Source organism: Amycolatopsis minnesotensis, assembly GCF_039529815.1.
GTDB classification, from domain to species: Bacteria; Actinomycetota; Actinomycetes; order Mycobacteriales; family Pseudonocardiaceae; genus Amycolatopsis; species Amycolatopsis minnesotensis.
Window position 1 is genome coordinate 17,521 of the sequence record NZ_BAAANN010000034.1, and the last position, 18,259, is coordinate 35,779.

At 70.3% G+C, this 18,259-nt stretch carries 16 protein-coding genes; 10 read left to right on the forward strand and 6 right to left on the reverse strand.

Annotation, left to right across the window (positions count from 1 at the left end; all coding sequences use genetic code 11):
- Positions 1–591: 591 nt before the first annotated feature.
- On the reverse strand, positions 592–2,526 hold the full coding sequence (gene asnB, locus ABD256_RS33515; protein ID WP_344428410.1) for an asparagine synthase (glutamine-hydrolyzing): 1,935 nt from the start codon (positions 2,524–2,526) through the stop codon (positions 592–594).
- Between the two features lie 207 nt (positions 2,527–2,733).
- On the opposite strand from asnB, the gene ctaC reads away from it, so the two are divergent.
- Positions 2,734–3,678 carry an aa3-type cytochrome oxidase subunit II gene (gene ctaC / locus ABD256_RS33520; protein ID WP_344428412.1) on the forward strand — a complete coding sequence of 315 codons (945 nt, stop codon included), beginning with the start codon at positions 2,734–2,736 and terminating at the stop codon, positions 3,676–3,678.
- Positions 3,679–3,731: 53 nt separating this feature from the next.
- Positions 3,732–4,151, forward strand: a complete 420-nt coding sequence (locus tag ABD256_RS33525) for a cytochrome c oxidase subunit 4 (protein WP_344428415.1) — start codon at positions 3,732–3,734, stop codon at positions 4,149–4,151.
- A 75-nt stretch (positions 4,152–4,226) separates the two neighbouring features.
- On the opposite strand, the gene trpD is transcribed toward ABD256_RS33525, so the two are convergent.
- From trpD to ABD256_RS33540, 3 genes are read right to left on the reverse strand one after another with little or no spacing between them, the layout of a single operon-like run.
- Complete coding sequence (trpD, locus tag ABD256_RS33530; protein WP_344428418.1) at positions 4,227–5,273, reverse strand: anthranilate phosphoribosyltransferase; 1,047 nt, start codon at positions 5,271–5,273, stop codon at positions 4,227–4,229.
- Complete coding sequence (locus ABD256_RS33535; protein WP_344428421.1) at positions 5,270–5,680, reverse strand: hypothetical protein; 411 nt, start codon at positions 5,678–5,680, stop codon at positions 5,270–5,272. The genes trpD and ABD256_RS33535 overlap by 4 nt, the downstream gene beginning before the upstream one ends.
- Before the next feature lie 28 nt (positions 5,681–5,708).
- The gene (locus tag ABD256_RS33540) at positions 5,709–6,149 is read right to left on the reverse strand and encodes a hypothetical protein (RefSeq protein ID WP_344428424.1); all 441 of its coding nucleotides are present in this window, start codon (positions 6,147–6,149) and stop codon (positions 5,709–5,711) included.
- Positions 6,150–6,244: 95 nt separating this feature from the next.
- Between ABD256_RS33540 and ctaE the strand changes: the two genes are divergently transcribed.
- From ctaE to qcrB, 4 genes are read left to right on the forward strand one after another with little or no spacing between them, the layout of a single operon-like run.
- Complete coding sequence (gene ctaE / locus ABD256_RS33545) at positions 6,245–6,874, forward strand: aa3-type cytochrome oxidase subunit III (protein WP_344428427.1); 630 nt, start codon at positions 6,245–6,247, stop codon at positions 6,872–6,874.
- A 52-nt stretch (positions 6,875–6,926) separates the two neighbouring features.
- Positions 6,927–7,745: a cytochrome bc1 complex diheme cytochrome c subunit gene (gene qcrC / locus ABD256_RS33550; protein ID WP_344428430.1), complete on the forward strand. Its 819-nt coding sequence runs from the start codon at positions 6,927–6,929 to the stop codon at positions 7,743–7,745.
- Entirely contained in the window at positions 7,742–8,875 is a 1,134-nt protein-coding gene (gene qcrA / locus ABD256_RS33555; protein WP_344428433.1) for a cytochrome bc1 complex Rieske iron-sulfur subunit, read from the forward strand. The genes qcrC and qcrA overlap by 4 nt, the downstream gene beginning before the upstream one ends.
- Entirely contained in the window at positions 8,872–10,584 is a 1,713-nt protein-coding gene (gene qcrB / locus ABD256_RS33560) for a cytochrome bc1 complex cytochrome b subunit (protein WP_344428435.1), read from the forward strand. Before qcrA ends, qcrB begins: the two co-directional genes overlap by 4 nt.
- A 440-nt stretch (positions 10,585–11,024) precedes the next feature.
- On the opposite strand, the gene ABD256_RS33565 is transcribed toward qcrB, so the two are convergent.
- The gene (locus ABD256_RS33565; protein WP_344428438.1) at positions 11,025–11,300 is read right to left on the reverse strand and encodes an Lrp/AsnC family transcriptional regulator; all 276 of its coding nucleotides are present in this window, start codon (positions 11,298–11,300) and stop codon (positions 11,025–11,027) included.
- 58 nt (positions 11,301–11,358) lie between these two features.
- Positions 11,359–13,080, reverse strand: coding sequence for a DEDD exonuclease domain-containing protein (locus ABD256_RS33570; RefSeq protein ID WP_344428441.1), 1,722 nt, complete (start codon positions 13,078–13,080; stop codon positions 11,359–11,361).
- Between the two features lie 106 nt (positions 13,081–13,186).
- On the opposite strand from ABD256_RS33570, the gene ABD256_RS33575 reads away from it, so the two are divergent.
- The 4 genes from ABD256_RS33575 (at position 13,187) to ABD256_RS33590 (ending at position 18,204) form a co-directional block, all read left to right on the forward strand.
- Positions 13,187–14,542 (forward strand): NYN domain-containing protein, encoded by a 1,356-nt coding sequence (locus ABD256_RS33575; RefSeq protein ID WP_344428444.1) that lies wholly within the window; start codon positions 13,187–13,189, stop codon positions 14,540–14,542.
- Positions 14,543–14,660: 118 nt separating this feature from the next.
- Positions 14,661–15,182 (forward strand): PadR family transcriptional regulator, encoded by a 522-nt coding sequence (locus tag ABD256_RS33580; protein ID WP_344428447.1) that lies wholly within the window; start codon positions 14,661–14,663, stop codon positions 15,180–15,182.
- The gene (locus ABD256_RS33585) at positions 15,182–15,868 is read left to right on the forward strand and encodes an ABC transporter ATP-binding protein (RefSeq protein ID WP_344428450.1); all 687 of its coding nucleotides are present in this window, start codon (positions 15,182–15,184) and stop codon (positions 15,866–15,868) included. The genes ABD256_RS33580 and ABD256_RS33585 overlap by 1 nt, the downstream gene beginning before the upstream one ends.
- Positions 15,865–18,204, forward strand: coding sequence for an FtsX-like permease family protein (locus ABD256_RS33590; RefSeq protein WP_344428453.1), 2,340 nt, complete (start codon positions 15,865–15,867; stop codon positions 18,202–18,204). Before ABD256_RS33585 ends, ABD256_RS33590 begins: the two co-directional genes overlap by 4 nt.
- Positions 18,205–18,259: the final 55 nt, after the last annotated feature.

Below are 18,259 nucleotides of genomic sequence, written 5' to 3' on the forward strand. Positions count from 1 at the left end.
AGGCCCCCTCCCCGGGGGGGGACCCCCCTTCGAGGTTTCCGGTGCCACGCGGGTGCCGAATTCGCGGCGCTGGATGCCCTGAGGGTCGCCTTCGGGGCGTGAGATTCGCTGAGGGGCGCCTTGGGGGCATGTGGTTTGGAGCAGGGCGGGCCCGCGAGGGTCAGATTCGCGTCTCTGAAGGCCCCCTTTTGGGGCGCCAGCACGGAAATGAGTCGCGGGATTCCGGCCCGTGCCCTGAGGGGCGCCTTGGGGGAATCTGACGCCACAATCTCGCCCTTCGTGGCGCATGGCGTGGCGGTGCTGGATGCCGTGAAGGGCGCCTTCGCGGCGTGAGATTCGCTGAGGGGCGCCTTGGGGGCATGTGGTTTGGAGCAGGGCGGGCCCGCGAGGGTCGGATTCGGGAGATTCGCGTCTCTGAACGCTCCTTTTGGGGCGCCAGCACGGAAACGAGAAAAAGCCGGGCCGCGAAATCCCAGCACATTCCCCGAAGGAGCCCTTCAGGGAATTGCCGGGCTCGCACCAAAGCAGCCGCCAGGAATCGAGAGCGCCGCGAAGGTGCCCTTCACGGCACCAGCGAACCCCCGGAAAAGATCAGAGCTTGACCGGGTAGACGGGTTCCGGGACGTCGGGCTTGATGCGGTGCTCGACGAAGATGCCGTGCCACAGCATGAACACCAGCAGTGCCCAGAGCTGGCGGCTGCGGTCGAGCTGACCGGCCTTGTGCTCGTCGAGCAGTGCCAGCACGGCCTTCTTGTCGAGCAGCTCGTCGGTCTTCGAGTCCGAGATGATGCCGCGGGCCCAGTCGTACATGTCGGTGCGCAGCCAGTGCCGGATCGGGACCGGGAAGCCGAGCTTGCGCCGGTTCAGCACGTGCTCCGGGATGATCTTGGCCAGCGCCCTGCGCAGCGCGTACTTCGTGGTGCCGTGCGCGAGCTTCTGGTCGAGGGGGATCGAGGCGGCGACCTTGAACACCTCGGCGTCGAGGAACGGCACCCGCAGCTCCAGCGAGTTCGCCATGGTGACCTTGTCCGCCTTGACCAGGATGTCGCCGCGCAGCCAGGTGTAGAGGTCGACGTGCTGCATGCGCGCCACCGGGTCCCAGCCGCGCGAAACGTCGTACCAGGGCGCCGTGACGTCCTGGAAGCCGACGCCTTCCCGGTAGTCCCGCAGCACGGCGCGCAGCTGCTCGTCGCGGAAGTTGCGCGCGTTGCCGTAGTAGCGCTCCTCCAGCGTCAGCGCGCCGCGGCGCAGCAGGTCCTTGCCCCGGGTGCCCTCGGGGATCTTCGTCGACACCCTGCCGAGCAGCTTCCGCACCCCACCGGGGATCTTTTCGAACGGCGCCAGCGAAATCGGCTCGTTGTAGACCGTGTAGCCGCCGAAGAGCTCGTCCGCGCCCTCACCGGAGAGCACCGCCTTGACGTGCTTGCGTGCCTCGCGCGCGATGAACCACAGCGGTACCAGCGCCGGGTCGGCCACCGGGTCGTCGAGGTACCAGACGATGAGCGGCAGCGCCTCCATCATCTCCTCGGCCGACACGGTGCGGACGACGTGCTTGACCCCGATCGCCGCCGCCGACTCGGCCGCGACGTCCACTTCGGAGTACCCCTCGCGCTCGAACCCGGTGGTGAACGCGATCAGGTTCGGGTTGTGCTCCTTCGCCAGCGTCGCGGTGGCCGTGGAGTCGATGCCGCCGGAGAGGAACGCGCCGACCGTGACGTCCGGGTCGGAGATCATGTGCTTGGAAACCGAGTCGCGCATCACATCGGCGATGCGCTCGTACAGCGCTTCGGCCTCGGCCTGGCCGGTGACCGGCTTCGCGGCGAACTGCGGGTGGAAGTACCGGGTGAACTCGACGGTGCCCCCGGGGCTGAGCCGGAACGACGTGCCGGACTCGACGCGGCGGATCCCGAGGTGCAGCGACTCCGGCTCCGGCACGTACTGCAGGGTCAGGTAGTGCTGCAGCGCCGTCGGGTCCAGCTCCTCGGCCACGCCGAGGGTGGACGACAGCTCCAGCAGGCTCTTCTTCTCACTGGAGAAGGCGACACCGTGCGGGCCGGCCGAGTAGAACAGCGGCTTGATGCCGAACGGGTCGCGCGCGCCGAACACGGTCTTGGTGTCGGCGTCCCAGATCATGAAGGCGAACATGCCGCGCAGCTTCTTCACCGCGTCCGCGCCGAGGTGGTGGTAGGCGGCGACGATCGCCTCGCCGTCACCCTCGGTGGCGAACTTCGCGCCGTGCTCGGCGGCCAGCTCCTCGCGCAGTTCGAGGTAGTTGTAGATCTCGCCGTTGAAGTTCATCGTGTACCGGCTCGGCGACTCCGGCGGGCCCCAGGTCAGCGGCTGGTGCGAATGCGCGAGGTCGATGAAGGCGAGCCGGTTGAACCCGTAGACGACCTCGGCGTCGGCCCAGGTGTCGGTCTCGTCGGGGCCGCGGTGGCGCTGGCAGCGCAGCGCGGCGCCGACCGCGTCACGCGCGTTCGCCGCCTCGGTCTCGGTGGCGCAGATCAGTCCAAGCAGGCCGCACACGCGTAGTCACACACCTCAGGTTTGTGGCCGGGAAACGAAGCCCCAAGTATGCCGGTCGCCGACGAGGGCACGGGCGCGCCCCGGTGTCCGCGCGCGACACCGCCCGCCCGTGGTTACCCCTTGGTCAGCGAGACCGGGCAACTCGGCTAGGCTCCGCACTGTCCAACAGATCGGTCTAGGAGGCTCTGGGTGAAAGGGCACGACGCAATGCCCGAAGCAACGCGGCCCAAAGCGAAGCGTTCGGTGAGGACCACCAAGATCGCCGCATTGGGTGCGCTGGTCGCGCTCGCGGTGACCGGGTGCTCCGGCGACGAGGTCCTGCGCTTCGGCTGGCCGGTCGGGGTCACCCCGCAGGCCGACAAGATGCGCGATCTGTGGACCTGGTCCGTGATCGCCGCGCTGGTCGTCGGTGTGATCGTCTGGGCGCTGATCTTCTGGACGGTGGCGTTCCACCGCAAGAAGAAGCTCGCCCCCGGCGAGAACGAGGAGCTGCCGAGGCAGTTCCAGTACAACGTGCCGCTCGAGCTGTTCTGCGTCGTCGTGCCGGTGATCATGGTGTGCGTGCTGTTCTTCTTCACCGCCACCACCGAGGGCTCGGTGCTCGACAAGAAGAAGGACCCCGACGTCACCGTCGACGTGGTCGCCTTCCAGTGGAACTGGGAGTTCCGCTACCCGGGCACGGCGAAGCCGGACGGCCAGCCCGTCTCCACCGTCGGCAGCTCCGGCGAGATCCCGCTGCTGGTACTGCCCACCGGCAAGACCATCCAGTACAACCTCCGCTCGACCGACGTGATCCACTCGTTCTGGGTGCCGGAGTTCCACTTCAAGCGGGACGTCATGCCGTACCCGGAGAAGAACAACCAGGACTTCTCGTTCCAGAACTCCATCGACCGCGAGGGCTCCTTCGTCGGCCGGTGCGCGGAGCTGTGCGGCACGTACCACTCGGTGATGAACTTCGAGGTGCGCGCGCTGTCGCCGGACAAGTACCAGCGCTACCTGCAGCTACGCACCCAGCTCAACCCGATGACCGCCGCGCCGAACACCGCGGCCGAGGCGCTGACCGCGCTCAACTGCGGTGAGCTGTGCACGCCGCACGCGGTGACCACGCAGCCGTTCGACACCGACCGCACCCGACGGACGGCCACCGGCTGAGGCCGGGTACGCCCAGCCAGCCGCCAGCAGCGTGTGAGAGTGAGGACAGGACCATGAAGGTCGAAGCCCGGATCTTCGACATCATCACGGGGTTTGCGTTCCTCGTGGCGATCGTTTACGGCGTCATGACCGCGTACATGAGCGGTTACGGCGTCGAGCCGGTCGGGCTGGTCGCCCTGATCCTGACCGGCGGGTTGTCCCTGCTGGCCGGGAGCTACCTGCGGTTCGTGGCGCGCCGCATCGAGCCGCGCCCCGAGGACAGGGAAGAAGCCGAGATCAGCGACGGTGCCGGCGAGCTGGGCTTCTTCAGCCCCGGCAGCTACTGGCCCATCGCGATGGCCGCCGCCGTGGCGCTGGCCGGGATCTCGCTGGCGTTCTTCCACATCTGGATGCTCATCGCCACCCTGGTGGTGCTGCTGATCGCGATCGGCGGCCTGGTCTTCGAGTACCACACCGGCCCGAACGAAGAGTAGAACCCACGAAAAGGCCCTCCGGAACGCTGGTTCCGGAGGGCCTTTTCCGTGTGTGCCTCAGGTGCCGCGTGTGGCTCAGGCACGGGCGTCGCGTGAGAACGCCGCCCAGCGGGCCAGCAGGTCACCCGCCGCACCGCTGTCGATCGCGGTGACCGCCTTCGCCATGCCAGTGCGGAGATCGTCGTCGAGCGAGCCGGAGAAGCCGGTGAAGGCCGCCAGCGCGGCAGCCGAGTTGAGCAGCACGGCGTCGCGCACCGGTCCGGTCTTCCCGCTCACCAGCTCGCGCACGACCTCGGCGTTGACGGCCGCGTCGCCGCCGCGCAGGTCTTCCGCGGTCGCGGCGGGGATGTCCAGTGCGGACGGCCGCACGGTGGCCTTGCGCACCGCGCCGCCGTGCACCACCCACGCCGTGCTGGTGGTCGTCGTGGTCAGCTCGTCGAGCCCGTCGTCACCGCGTACCACGAGCACCGTCGCACCGCGGCGGGCGAACACCTGCGCGAGCACCTCGGTCTTGTCCTGGTAGGCGCACCCGATCAGCGCCGACGAGGGCTGTGCCGGGTTCGTCAGCGGGCCGAGCAGGTTGAACGTGGTCGGGACGCCCAGTTCGCCGCGGGTCGGGCCGGCGTGCCGGAACCCGGGGTGGAACACCGGCGCGAAGCAGAACCCGATGCCCAGTTCGGCGATGCAGCGCCGCACGTCGGCAGGTGGCAGGTCGATCGCGACGCCGAGTGCCTCCAGCACGTCGGCGGCACCCGATTTCGACGACGCCGCGCGGTTGCCGTGCTTGACCACGGGCGCACCGGCCGCGGCCGTCACGATCGAGGCCATGGTGGAGATGTTCACCGACCCGGACCGGTCACCGCCGGTGCCGACGATGTCGACCGCGCGCCCGTCGACCTCGACGCGGCGCGCGTGCGCGAGCATCGCGTCGGCGAGGCCGGAGATCTCGGCCGCGGTCTCGCCCTTGGCGCGCAGCGCGACCGCGAACCCGGCGATCTGCGACGGCGTCGCCGCGCCGGACATCACCTGGTTCATCGCCCAGGCGGTGTCGGCGGCCGACAGGTTTTCGCCCGCCATCAACGGTCCGAGCAGCGCGGGCCAGGTGTGCGGCACGGCCGTCACCCGCTGACGACAGGGACCCGCCGCGCGCGCAGGACGTCGGCGACGGTCTCGGCGGCGGTCAGCGGGTCGAGCGGGTGCACCAGCACGGCGTCCGCCTGCGACCAGGTCGCGAGCCACCGGTCGTCCTTGCGCCGCACCGACACCACGATCGGCGGGCAGTCCGCGATCTCGTTCTTGAGCTGGCGGGTGAGCCCGATGCCCCCGGTCGGCTGCGCCTCGCCGTCGAGGATCGCGAGGTCGACGGTGCCTTCGTCCATGTCGGCCAGCACGTCGCCGACACCGGAGTGCTCGACGTACTCGACCCTGCCGATGTCGGCGGCGGGCCTGCGGCCGATGGCGGAGATGATCGACTCGCGGACCTCCGCCCGGTGGCTGAACACCAGGATCCTCATCGGCTGCTCGGACATGCTGCCTCCGGCCTTTTCGCGTGGTGGGTCACGCGATGCTATCGCCTGGCGCCTGTCCCGCGGTACCGGGCTGGAGGGCGTCCCAGCCGAGTGAATCCCCGCCGAGGCGCTGCGCGAGCCCGGCCATCCGCGACCGCTCCTGCGCGCAGTGCAGCGCGTCGAGCACCTGGACGCGCCGGGCGTGCACCAGCACCGTCCCGCCGGTGGGGGCCTCCGGTCCGCCCAGCGCCCAGCCGTCCTGGGCGAGCACCTTCGCCGCCTCGGCGACCCGGCCGGGTGGAAGCCGGAGGTGGTGGCGCAGCACCGCCGGTTTTTCCGCTACCCAGCCGGGTGATCGTGCCAGCGCGGCGGAGTCCGCTTCGGCCACGTCGAAGGCCTCCACGACCACTTCGAGCCCAGGGCTGTCGATCGACAGCGGTGGCTCCTTCGGCTTTCTGACCAGGTCACGCACTCGATCTAGGAAACCCACGAGTAGCCCCCGTCCTTTCTCGCGTCCAGTGTGATCAAGTCGCGCGCGCGACCCGCCGGGACCCGAACGGCGGGGTCCGGGCTCGGGGAGACATAATGCGACTCGTGACAACGGCAGCTCCCACCATCAGCCAGCGGGTGCACTCGCTGAACCGGCCGAACATGGTCAGTGTCGGCACCATCGTGTGGCTGTCCAGCGAGCTCATGTTCTTCGCTGGGCTGTTCGCGATGTTCTTCACCGTCAAGGCACAGAACTCGAGTGGCCACTGGCCGCCGATCCTGGAGTCCAGCGGTGAGCCGATCCACCTGAACGTGCCGTACGCGATCCCGTTCACGGTGATCCTGGTCGCCTCGTCCTTCACCTGCCAGCTCGGCGTGTTCGCCGCCGAGCGCGGTGACGTGTACGGCCTGCGCCGCTGGTACATGCTGACCCTGATCATGGGGGCGATCTTCGTCGCCGGCCAGGGCAACGAGTACCTGAACCTGATCGGCGAAGGGGTGACGATCCCGTCCGGCGCGTTCGGCACGGTCTTCTACCTCACCACCGGTTTCCACGGGCTGCACGTCATCGGTGGCCTGATCGCCTTCGTGTTCCTGCTGATGCGCACCAGGCTCAGCAAGTTCACGCCGGCGCAGGCGACCTCGGCGATCGTCGTGTCCTACTACTGGCACTTCGTCGACATCGTCTGGATCGGCCTGTTCGCGGTCATCTACCTGATCCCGTGACCGCAGAGCCCGCCACCACTGGTCCCGAACTGACAGCAAGGGTTGCCGCAGAATGACCACCACGGAAAAGTCTTCGAAGGGCCGCTCCCGCGCCCGGACGAAGGCGCGCAGGCGGATCGCCGGCGCGCTCGCGCTCTTCGTCGCCCTCGTCGGTGCGGGCGCCGCCTACGGGATCTTCGCCCCGAAGCCGCAGACCGCGCAGGCGCAGGGTGACCCGGCGCTGCTGCGCCAGGGCGAGCAGGTCTACAACAACACCTGCATCGAATGCCACGGCGCGAACCTCGAGGGCGTGAAGGACCGCGGCCCGAACCTGATCGGGATCGGCGAAGCCGCCGTCTACTTCCAGACCTCGTCCGGCCGCATGCCCGCGGTGCGCCAGGAAGCTCAGGTCGCGCGGAAGCCACCGAAGCTGACGCCGGAGGAGATCGACGCGGTCGGCGCGTACATCCAGTCGCACGGCGGCGGCCCGCAGCGGCCCGCCGAGAAGGGCGAAGCCCTGCGCGGGCCCGACACCGCCCGCGGTGGTGAGCTGTTCCGGCTCAACTGTGCGTCGTGCCACAACTTCACCGGCCAGGGCGGCGCGCTCTCCGCCGGGAAGTTCGCCCCGGAACTCGCCCCCGCCACCGAAGAGCAGCTCTACGACGCGATGCTCAGCGGCCCGCAGAACATGCCGAAGTTCTCCGACCGGCAGCTCTCGCCGGAGGAGAAGAAGGACATCATCGCTTACGTCAAGTCGGTGTCGGACGGTAACAACAACCCCGGCGGTAACGGGCTCGGTGGGCTCGGCCCCGCCACCGAGGGCCTCGTGGCGTGGGTAGTGGGGATCGCCGCGCTGGTCGGCGTCACCTTGTGGATTGGATCGAAGGCATGAGTGGCGAGGAAGTGAAGCCGCCGTCGGAGGCGGAACTCGCGAAGATGGACCGGGACCAGCTCGTCGAGCTGGGTACCAAGCTCGACGGCGTCACGCTCGTCGAATACCCGGACCCGTGGCCGGTCAAGGACACCCGCGCGGAGAAGCGCGCGGAGCGCCTCGTCGCACTGTGGTTCGCGATCTCCGGCCTCGCCGGGCTGCTGTTCGTGGTGTCGCTCATCTGGTGGCCGTGGAAGTACGAGGCGCCGGACAACGAGCACGGGCATTTCCTGTACAGCCTGTACACGCCGTTCCTCGGCATCACGCTCGGCCTCGCCGTGCTGGGCCTCGGCGTCGGAATCCTGCTGTACACCAAGAAGTTCATCCCGCACGAGCTGGCGGTGCAGGAGCGCGGTGACGGCGGTTCCAAGGAGGTCGACAAGGCCACCATCGTCGCGCAGCTCGCCGACACCGGCACCCGCAGCACGATCGCCCGCCGCTCGCTGATCAAGCGGTCGGCAGGCCTCGGCGCCGCCGGGCTCGGTCTCGCCGCCGCGGCGCTTCCCGTCGCGTCCTTCATCAAGGACCCGTGGAAGAACACCGACAACAAGGAATCGCTGTGGCACACCGGCTGGCAGCCGGAGCACCCCGGTGAGGTCGTCTACATGCGACGCAACACCGGCAGGCCGCACGAGGTCGCGCTCGTGCGCGCCGAGGACCTCGACGCGGGCGGCATGGAGACGGTGTTCCCGTTCCGCGAGTCCGAACGCCACGACGAAGAGGCCCTTTCCGCGGCACTGCACCGCTCGGACAACCCGGTCATGCTGATCCGCCTCCGCCCGGCGGACTCGGCACGGGTGGTCAAGCGGAAGGGCCAGGAGGACTTCAACTTCGGCGACTACTACGCGTACACGAAGCTCTGCAGCCACGTCGGCTGCCCGACCTCGCTGTACGAGCAGCGCACCAACCGCATCCTGTGCCCGTGCCACCAGTCGCAGTTCGACGCGCTCCACTACGGCAAGCCGATCTTCGGCCCGGCGACCCGTGCGCTCGCGCAGCTTCCCATCACGGTTGACGACAAGGGATACTTGATCGCGCGAGGCGACTTCATCGAGGCCGTTGGACCGGCCTTTTGGGAGCGTAAGTCATGAGTTCACTCACCACGCCGACCAAGGGCACGAACCCGGCGGAGCAGGCGGCGGGGTCCGCCGCGAAGTGGGCCGACGACCGGTACCACCTGGCCAAGGGCATGCGGCACCAGCTCAACAAGGTGTTCCCGACCCACTGGTCGTTCCTGCTCGGCGAGATCGCGCTCTACAGCTTCATCATCCTGCTGCTCTCGGGTGTCTACCTGACGCTGTTCTTCGACCCCTCCATGCAGGAGGTCGTCTACCACGGCAGCTTCAAGAACCTGCAGGGCCAGGAGATGACCAGGGCGTTCGCCAGCACCCTGGACATCTCGTTCGACGTGCGCGGCGGGCTGTTCGTCCGCCAGCTGCACCACTGGGCGGCGCTGCTGTTCGTGGCGTCGATGATGGTGCACATGTTCCGGATCTTCTTCACCGGAGCGTTCCGCAGGCCGCGCGAGGCGAACTGGGTGATCGGCTCGCTGCTGCTGATCCTCGGCATGTTCGAGGGTTTCTTCGGCTACTCGCTGCCGGACGACCTGCTCTCCGGCATCGGCATCCGGGCGACGCTGTCCGGCATCGTGCTGTCGGTGCCGGTGATCGGTACCTGGCTGCACTGGGCGCTGTTCGGCGGGGAGTTCCCCGGTACGGAGATCATTCCCCGGCTGTACACGATCCACATCCTGCTGCTGCCCGGCATCATGCTCGGGCTGATCGCGGTGCACCTCGCGCTGGTCTGGTACCAGAAGCACACCCAGTTCCCCGGGGTGCGGCGCAAGGAGACCAACGTCGTCGGCGTCCGGATCATGCCGGTGTTCGCGCTCAAGGGCGGCGCGTTCTTCGCGGTCGTCACCGGTGTCACCGCGCTGATGTCGGGGTTGTTCCAGATCAACCCGATCTGGAACTTCGGCCCGTACAACCCGTCACAGGTGTCCGCCGGCTCCCAGCCGGACTTCTACATGGCCTGGGCCGACGGCCTGCTGCGAATCTTCCCCGCGTGGGAGGTCTACCTCGGCAACTACACGATCCCCGCGGTGTTCTTCGCGGGTGCGGTCGGCATGCCGATCCTGATCGTGCTGCTGCTGGTGTACCCGTGGCTGGAGCGCAAGCTCTCCGGCGACACCGCTCATCACAACCTGTTGCAGCGTCCGCGTGACGTGCCGGTGCGGACGAGCCTCGGCATGATGGCGCTCGGGTTCTTCCTGGTGATCGAGCTGTCCGGCTTCAACGACATCATCGCGGACAAGTTCGACATCTCGCTGAACGCGACGACCTGGGCAGGCCGCATCGGGATCCTGATCGTGCCGCCGCTGGCGTACTTCATCACGTACCGGATCTGCCTCGGCCTGCAGCGCGGGGACCGTGAGGTGCTGGAGCACGGCGTGGAGACCGGCATCATCAAGCGGCTCCCGCACGGCGAGTTCATCGAAATCCACCAGCCGCTCGGCGGCGTGGACGACCACGGCCACGCGATCCCGCTGGAGTACCAGGGCGCGACGGTGCCGAAGAAGATGAACAAGCTGGGCACGGCGGGCCAGCCGGTGGCCGGTTCGCTGCTGCGGCCGGACCCGGTGGAGGAAACCGCCGCGCTGGCCAGGGCACACGCCAACGGGCACGGTGCCAACGGTCATGGTGCCAACGGGAACGGCACCAACGGGCACAGCTCGAACGGCCACGGCGAGGACGCGCCGAACGAGATCACCTCGGAGTCCAACGCCAGCTCGAAGCACTGACGTACCACGAAACGCGGCCCCTGGTTCCTCTGCGGAACCGGGGGCCGCTTTCTTTTCGCCACTTCGCGCACGCAGGCTGCGAAGAATGCTCCTGTGGATGACGCGAGGGGAGAAGTCCGCGACGAGGCTGCTCGCCCGTGCCCCGAAGGCGCCCTTGCGGGAATCTGATGCCGCGAAGGCCACCTTCGGGGCATGCTGCCCCACCCGCCCCGCCTACGGTGAGCGCCACCCACGACGTTTAGCCCGCGAACTGCACTCCGCGCCCCACTCCCACTTCGCGCGCCTACGGGAGGTCCACTCGCCTGCCTACCCTCCGAGTGCCGCGAGGCCCGCGCCGAAGGCGCGGTCACTCCCAACCCGGCCAGGCACCCGGCGATCCGGTGCGCCCCGCGCGCCGGGAGCGTGCAAGTCGGTCGCAGGGCCCCCTGGGCCCTCTGAGTTCAGTCCCCGATGGAGAAGGCGCTTTCGGTGGCGGCGCTCGCGTAGGAGCGGAACGCGATGTGGGTGTCGGTGTCGATGACGCCGGGGACCTTGCCGATCTTGGCGGGGATGAGGTCGGCGAGGTCCTCGTGGCCCGGTACGCGCACGATGGCGATGAGGTCGACGTCGCCGGCGCAGGAGTAGACCTCGGAGACGCCGTCGATGTCGGCGATCGTCTGCGCGGCCTCCGGGATGTCTTCCGCCTTGACGTGGATCAGCACGATCGCGGTGATCACTCGGGTCTCCTTGGGCATCGGGGTGCTGGTGAGCCGATGGTAGCCCGCCGCGCGCGGTTCAGTTCGCCGCGTACTCGAGCTCGCGCGCGTGGCCGGCGAGGTCGACCCAGGAGCGCCACCGGGCGGCGCCGTGGGCGGGTTCTGCCCACGGCATGGCGGTCTTGACGAGGCGGACTCCCGGCCGCCCGAGCCAGCGCAGCAGCACGCCGATTTCTTCGCTCGTGCCGCCGCGCAGCGGGTCGGTGCCGGGGATGACGGTTTCGGCCGCGGCGATGAGCTGGTCGACGATCGGCATCGGCGGCACGCCGCGCCGGGCCACGCCGGCGGAGGCGAGCCTGCCGTAGCGGAGCACCGCGAACTCCCAGCCACCGGAGCCGTCGGGGGAGGCGGCGACGAGTTCGGGGATGGCGGCGAGCGCGGACATCCGGTGCGCCTTGTCGACGGAGCGGATGAGCCCTGCCAGCTCGTCGCGGCGGCGGGCGGCCTGTTCGTAGTGCTCGGCGGCGGCGAGTTCGTCGATCTGGCGGATCGCGTTGTGCAGCGGCTCGTTCCCGATGCCGCCGATGAGGTCGGCCACGGATTCGACGGCGGGCGCGTACTCGGCCACGCTCTGCCTCCCCGCGCACGGCGCGCCGCAACGGCCGAGCTCGGCGAGGACGCACGGGGTCCCGGAGACCGCGTTCGCCGGGATCCGCTGGGTGCAGGTGCGCAGCCCGGTGGCACCGGCCAGCACGTCCGCTCCGGTCTTCGCGCCTGCCTGGGTGCGGAACGGGCCGAGTGCGCCGTCACGGGCCACCCTGACCACGGACAGCCGCGGGAAGGCTTCATCGGTGAGCACGACCCACCACGCGTTGCGCGGGTTCTTGGACCGCCGGTTGTAGGCGGGCCGGTGCGCGGCGAGCAACCGCAGCTCGCGCACCTCGGCTTCGAGCGAATGGGCGCATTCGACGGAGTCGACGCGGACCGCCAGCGCGACCATCTCCCTGATCCGGCCGCGGGTCTCCGAACCGGTGAAGTACTGGCGGACGCGGCGCCGCAGGTTGCCCGCCGTGCCGACGTAGAGCACTTCGTCGCCGGGCCCCCGGAACAGGTAGACACCGGGTCGTTCCGGCAGGTCGGCGGCGAGGCCGCGCTTGCGGCGCTGGGCGGGGGTGATCTCGGGCAGGTAGTCGAGCAGCTCTTCGAGGGAGTGCACACCGAGGTTGCCGACGCGCCCGAGCAGCCCGTGCAGCACGTCGACGGTGGCACGGGCGTCGGCGAGCGCGCGGTGGTTGGGCGTGGTCGAGGCGCCGAAGAGCTGAGCCAGCGCGGACAGCCGGTAGCTCGGGGTCTCTTCGCGGGGGATGACGCGCCTGGCCAGCCGCACCGTGCACACCACGGCGGCCTTCGGCCACGCGTAGCCGTGCGCGGCGCAGGCGGCGCGCACGAACCCGGTGTCGAACCCGGCGTTGTGGGCGACCAGCACGGCGCCGCCGATGAATTCGAGGAACGAGGGCAGCACGCGTTCGATGCGCGGGGCGTCGTGCACCATCGCGGTGGTGATCCCGGTGAGTGAGACGATCTGCGGCGGGATCGGCATGCCCGGGTTCACGAAGGTGCCGAACTCGCCGAGCACCTCACCGCCGCGGACCTTCACGGCACCGATCTCGGTGATCCCGTCCGGACCCGGTTTGGTACCGGTGGTCTCCAGGTCGAACACCACGAAAGTGGTGTCCCGCAACGGCGTGCCCAGCTCGTCGAAGGTGAGCTGGAGATCGGTGAACCGGCGTCCGACGTCCATGATCGGGACCCTAGGGGCGGGCACCGACAGTTTCCGCGTGTTGGCGCGCTGCCACCTCCGGCCTGTCCGCGGCGCGTCGGCGTCGCCGGGGGCCTACCCTGGACGGATGCAACCGTATCCCCAGCGAGGGGGCGCCCAAGACGGCGAGGCGCCTTCCGGTGAAGCTGCCCGTGAGCAGCTCGACTGGGGTGCGCTGCCGGACGCCGTGCGGGCGCGGCTCGCCGAGCTCGCCGCCGCCGCGCTCGGCACCTTATCCAAAGTGGACATCCCGCAGGCGGTGCGCCCGGTGGCCAAGTTCGCGCCTGCCAAGCGCGCGAAACTGGGCGCGCCCGCGCTGCTGTCCGCGCTGCGGGACTCCGCCGCCTTCCGGACCGCGGTGCTGGAGTGGCTGCGCGAGCGCCGCCAGGACGCGCTCGACCCGAACGCGCCCGATTCGGTCGCCGCGGCGGCGGCCGCGGTGCTGCTGGGGGAGTCGGACGCGAGTTCCCGGGTGCGGCTGGTCGCGAAGAACGCCGAAGAGACCACCCTGCGCGCGGAACGCGACCAGGCGCTCACCAGGGCGCAGCGGCTCGAAGGCGAGGTCGAACGGCTGCGTGCCGAGCTTTCCGCGGCGCTGGAGGCCGTCGATGAGGCCAGGAGCGAGCGCGAGGCGGAGCTGGACAAGCTTCGCGGCAGGCTGCGCGAACAAGGTGTGGTCCTGCGCCAGGCCAAGGACGCCGCCGCCGAAGCGCGCGCCGTCGCGGCCGCGGGCGGTGACCAGCGCGACGCCGAGATCAAGGCGCTGACGGCGCGGCTCGAGCGGGAACGCCAGCGCGTCGCGACCGAGCGGGCCAGGGCGGACCGCGCGGTGACGGAGGCGAACAACGCCCGTCAGGCCGCGCGCGACGCGCGCGAGGCCGACGAGGTGCGGCTCGGCATGCTCGTCCAGACGATCGAGGGCGCGGCCTCCGGGCTCCGCCACGAGCTGTCGCTCGGCGGCAGCAGCACGCGACGGCCGGCGGACAGCGTGCGCGGTGCCAGCGCGGGCGGCGGTGACGGTGCCAGGGTGCGTGACGGCTCGGCGCTCGACAGGCTGCTTTCGCTGCCGAACGCGCACGTGATCGTGGACGGCTACAACGTGACGAAGACCGGGTACCCCGAGCTCGCGCTGGCCGATCAGCGGGACCGGCTGGTCGGCCAGCTGGGTTCGCTCGCGGCGCGCACCGGTGTCGAGGTGACGGTGGTGTTCGACGGCGCGGGCGTGCTCTCGGTGCCCGCCGCCGCGCCCCGTGGCGTGCGCGTCCTGTTCTCCGATCCCGGGGTGCTGGCCGACGACGTGATCCGCTCACTGGTCGCCGCCGAACCGGTCGGACGGCCGCTGATCGTGGCCACCACGGACCGCGCGGTCGCCGAGTCGACGCGGCATTCGGGCGCCCATCCGGTGCCGTCGGCCGTGCTGCTCACCCGGCTCGGCCGGGTCTAGGGAAAAACGCTCTGAACTGCGGAAACGCACTATTCTATCGAGGTATACACCGGAGGTATACGTCTCGTGTATAGTCCTTCCCGTCCCCGGAAACCGGGGCCAGGGAGGGAACAGGGAGATGTCGGTTTCACATACGTTGCTCGCCTTGCTCGAGCCGGGCCCGCGCCACGGTTACGACCTCAAGCGGGCCTACGACGAACAGTTCGGGCACGACCGCCCGCTCGCCTACGGCCAGGTCTACTCGACCCTGTCGCGCCTGCTGCGCAACGGGATGGTCGAGGTGGCCGGCGTGGAAAGCGGCGAGGGTCCGGAGCGCAAGCGGTACACCATCACCGGCGCCGGGGTCACCGACGTCGAGACGTGGCTCCGCACGCCGGAGAGCCCGGAGCCGTACCTGCAGAACACGCTGTACACGAAGGTCGTGCTGGCGCTGCTGTCCGGGCGGAGCGCCACCGAGGTGCTCGACGCGCAGCGCTCGGAGCACCTCAAGGTCATGCGCGCGCTCACCAAGCGGAAGATCGACGGGGACCTCGCCGATCAGCTGATCTGCGATCACGCGCTGTTCCACCTCGAGGCGGACCTGCGGTGGCTGGAGCTCACCGCGGCGCGGCTCGACGAACTCGCGAAGGTGGTGCTCTGATGACCGCGCGCAAGGCACTGCTCGCCGCGAACGGGCTGCGGAAGTCCTTCGGCCAGACGCACGCGCTCGACGGCGCCGGGCTCACCATCGCCGCGGGCGAGGTGCTCGCGATCATGGGGGCGTCCGGTTCGGGGAAGTCGACGCTGCTGCACTGCCTCGCCGGGATCGTCCGGCCGGACGGCGGCACCATCACCTACGACGGCCGCGATCTCGCCGGGATGGACGACAAGGGCAGGAGTGCGTTGCGGCGCACCGAGTTCGGGTTCGTCTTCCAGTTCGGCCAGCTCGTCCCCGAGCTGTCCTGCCTGGAAAACGTCGCGCTGCCGCTGCGCCTGACCGGGGCCAAGCGGAAGCCCGCCGAAGCGAAGGCCATGGAATGGCTCGCCAGGCTCGAGGTCGACAACGAGGCGTCGAGGCGCCCCGGTGACGTCTCCGGCGGCCAGGCGCAGCGGGTCGCCGTGGCGCGGGCGCTGGTGACCGGGCCGAAGGTGGTCTTCGCCGACGAGCCGACCGGCGCGCTCGACTCGCTCAACGGCGAAAAGGTGATGCGCATGCTCACCGAAGCCGCGCGGGAGACCAACGCGGCGGTGGTGCTGGTGACGCACGAACCGCGGGTCGCGGCCTATTCGGACCGCGAGATCGTGGTGCGGGACGGGCGCACGGTCGACCGGGAGCTGGTCGCATGATGCGGGATCTGTTGCTGGGACTCCGGCTGGCCGTCGGGGGCGGCCGGATGTCCGGCGCGGCACTCCTGCGGCTGGCGATGACCGCGTTCGGGATCGCGCTCGCGGTCGCCGTGCTCCTGCCCGCCGCCTCGGTCGGGCACCTCATGGACGCCAAGTCGGACCGCGAGGCGGCGATCAAGGCGGACACCACGCCGCGGCCGGGTGTTTCGCCGCTGTCGACCTACGAGTGGTACGCCAGCAGCGGCACGGACCTGATCGAGGTGACCGCGGTGGCGGCGACGGGCCCCGGTTCCCCGGTGCCACCGGGGATCGGCCGGTTGCCCGCGCCGGGCGAAATGGTCGTCTCACCCGCGCTCGCGGAGAAGCTGAACTCGCCGGAAGGCGGTTCGGTGCGGGCGCGGCTCCCGGGGAAGGTCGTCGGGGAGATCGCGAAGGCGGGCGTCGGTGACGCCGGTGACCTGGCGGCCTACGCGGGGGCGTCCCCCGCCGAGATCGCGGCCGAAGGCGAGCGGGCCAACACCGTCTACGCGTTCGGCGAACCGAGCGGGGGCTTCACGCTCCCGTTGACCATGCTGATCATGGTCGCGCCGATCGCCGCGGTGCTGCTGCTGCCGCTGCTGATCTTCGTGACCACGGCGTCGCGGATGGGGGCCGCGCAGCGGGAACGCAGGCTCGCGGCGTTGCGGCTGGTCGGCGTGGACGCGCGGCAGATCAAGCGGATCGCGGCGGCGGAGTCCCTGGTCGGGGCGGTGCTCGGACTGGTGGTCGGTGGCGCGCTGTTCTACGGGCTGCGCCCGCTCATCGCCGACGTTCACCCGTTCGGGATTCGCGTGTTCGCGGAGGACTTCGTGCCGTCGTGGCCGCTCGCACTGGTGATCGCGCTGCTGGTGCCCGGCCTCGCGATCGGCTCCGCGCTCTTCGGGCTGCGGCGGACGATCGTGGAGCCGCTCGGTGTGGTCCGGCAGGGGAAGCCGGTGCGGCGGCGGATGTGGTGGCGCTGGACGCTCGCCGGGATCGGCGCGGTGTTCCTGCTCGGCACGCTGCTCTTCGACCCGGGGTCCAGCAACGAGTCCGGGGCCGTCGCGCTCGCGATCGGCAGCGTCTTCCTGCTCGTCGGCGTCGCGGCGCTGCTGCCGTGGGCGGTCGAGCGGATCGTGCGGGGGCTGCGCGGGGGGCCGCCCTCGTGGCAGTTCGCGGTGCGCCGCCTGCAACTCGACAGCGGCACCGCGAGCAGGGTGGTGTCCGGGCTGGTGGTCGTGCTGGCAGGCACGATCCTGATCCAGGTCATGATCGGCTCGATCACCACGCAGCAGCGGCCCCACACCGTCCCGGCCGGAATGGCCGCGGCCCCGGTGCGGGTGGTGACCGATACCGCGCACGAGGCAGAGGTTCGGAAACGGCTGTCCGGTGTGGACGGTCTGACCGCCCCGCACGCCATCAAGCACGTACAACTCGGCTCCGACGGGAAAGCGGGCCAGGGCGACTACGCGTTGATCGGGGACTGCGCGGCGCTCGCGATCCAGGCGAACCTCGGTGCCTGCACCGACGGCCAGGTGTTCTACCTGCCGGAGAAGCAGTCGAAGCGGGGCCCCGCACGTGCGGACGCGCCGCCGTCGGGGACGGTGCGGCTGCTCGGCGACGACCCGTCGGGGAAGACGGGATACGCGAAGGACGGTCCACAGTGGACCATTCCGGCCGGGATCCGGGTGGTGCCCGGCGACCAGAGCGCGTCGGCGTACGGCGGCGGTACCGTGCTGATCACCCCGGGTGCGCTCGGCGGGATCGCCGTCCCGCAGGGGAGCGTGGACGTCCTCCTCGGCGGCACCGGGGACGCCAAGGCGATTTCCGACCGGGTCGCGGCCGCGGTGAGCCAGCTCGCCTGGCACGCCGAGGTCCGCAGCAGTGATCCGTTCGCCGATTTCACGGACCGCGACCAGCGGATGGTCGACAACTTCCGCAGCGTGCTGCTCACCGCGGCGCTGTTCGTGCTCGCGGTGGCCGCGATGAGCCTGCTGATGCTGTCCATCGAGCAGATCAGCGAGCGGCGGCGGCCGCTGGCGGCGCTGTCCGCGGCGGGCGTGCCGCTCGGGGTGCTGGCGAGGGGATCGCTGTGGCAGACCGCGATCCCGGTCGTGGTCGGCGTGGTGCTCGCGGTGGCGGCGGGACTCGGGCTGACCGCGCCCATCCTGCGGCTGGCGAACCTGCCGATGGTGGTCGACGGGGGAGTGCTCGCGGGGCTGGCCGGTGCCGCGGTGCTCGCGGTGCTGCTGGTGACGGCGCTGACCCTGCCGCTGCTGCGGCAGGTGACCAGGCTGGACGCGCTGCGCGCCGAGTGACCCACCCGGTTGGGGGAGTACCAACGCCGGCGCGCCGGCGTTGGTACTCCATAGG

Coding starts and splice junctions, on each gene's coding strand:
- ctaC (WP_344428412.1), top strand. CDS start 2,734: ATGCCCGAAGCAACGCGGCCCAAAGCGAAGCGTTCGGTGAGGACCACC.
- ABD256_RS33525 (WP_344428415.1), top strand. CDS start 3,732: ATGAAGGTCGAAGCCCGGATCTTCGACATCATCACGGGGTTTGCGTTC.
- ABD256_RS33535 (WP_344428421.1), bottom strand. CDS start 5,680: ATGTCCGAGCAGCCGATGAGGATCCTGGTGTTCAGCCACCGGGCGGAG.
- ctaE (WP_344428427.1), top strand. CDS start 6,245: ATGCGACTCGTGACAACGGCAGCTCCCACCATCAGCCAGCGGGTGCAC.
- qcrC (WP_344428430.1), top strand. CDS start 6,927: ATGACCACCACGGAAAAGTCTTCGAAGGGCCGCTCCCGCGCCCGGACG.
- qcrA (WP_344428433.1), top strand. CDS start 7,742: ATGAGTGGCGAGGAAGTGAAGCCGCCGTCGGAGGCGGAACTCGCGAAG.
- qcrB (WP_344428435.1), top strand. CDS start 8,872: ATGAGTTCACTCACCACGCCGACCAAGGGCACGAACCCGGCGGAGCAG.
- ABD256_RS33570 (WP_344428441.1), bottom strand. CDS start 13,080: ATGGACGTCGGACGCCGGTTCACCGATCTCCAGCTCACCTTCGACGAG.
- ABD256_RS33575 (WP_344428444.1), top strand. CDS start 13,187: ATGCAACCGTATCCCCAGCGAGGGGGCGCCCAAGACGGCGAGGCGCCT.
- ABD256_RS33580 (WP_344428447.1), top strand. CDS start 14,661: ATGTCGGTTTCACATACGTTGCTCGCCTTGCTCGAGCCGGGCCCGCGC.
- ABD256_RS33585 (WP_344428450.1), top strand. CDS start 15,182: ATGACCGCGCGCAAGGCACTGCTCGCCGCGAACGGGCTGCGGAAGTCC.
- ABD256_RS33590 (WP_344428453.1), top strand. CDS start 15,865: ATGATGCGGGATCTGTTGCTGGGACTCCGGCTGGCCGTCGGGGGCGGC.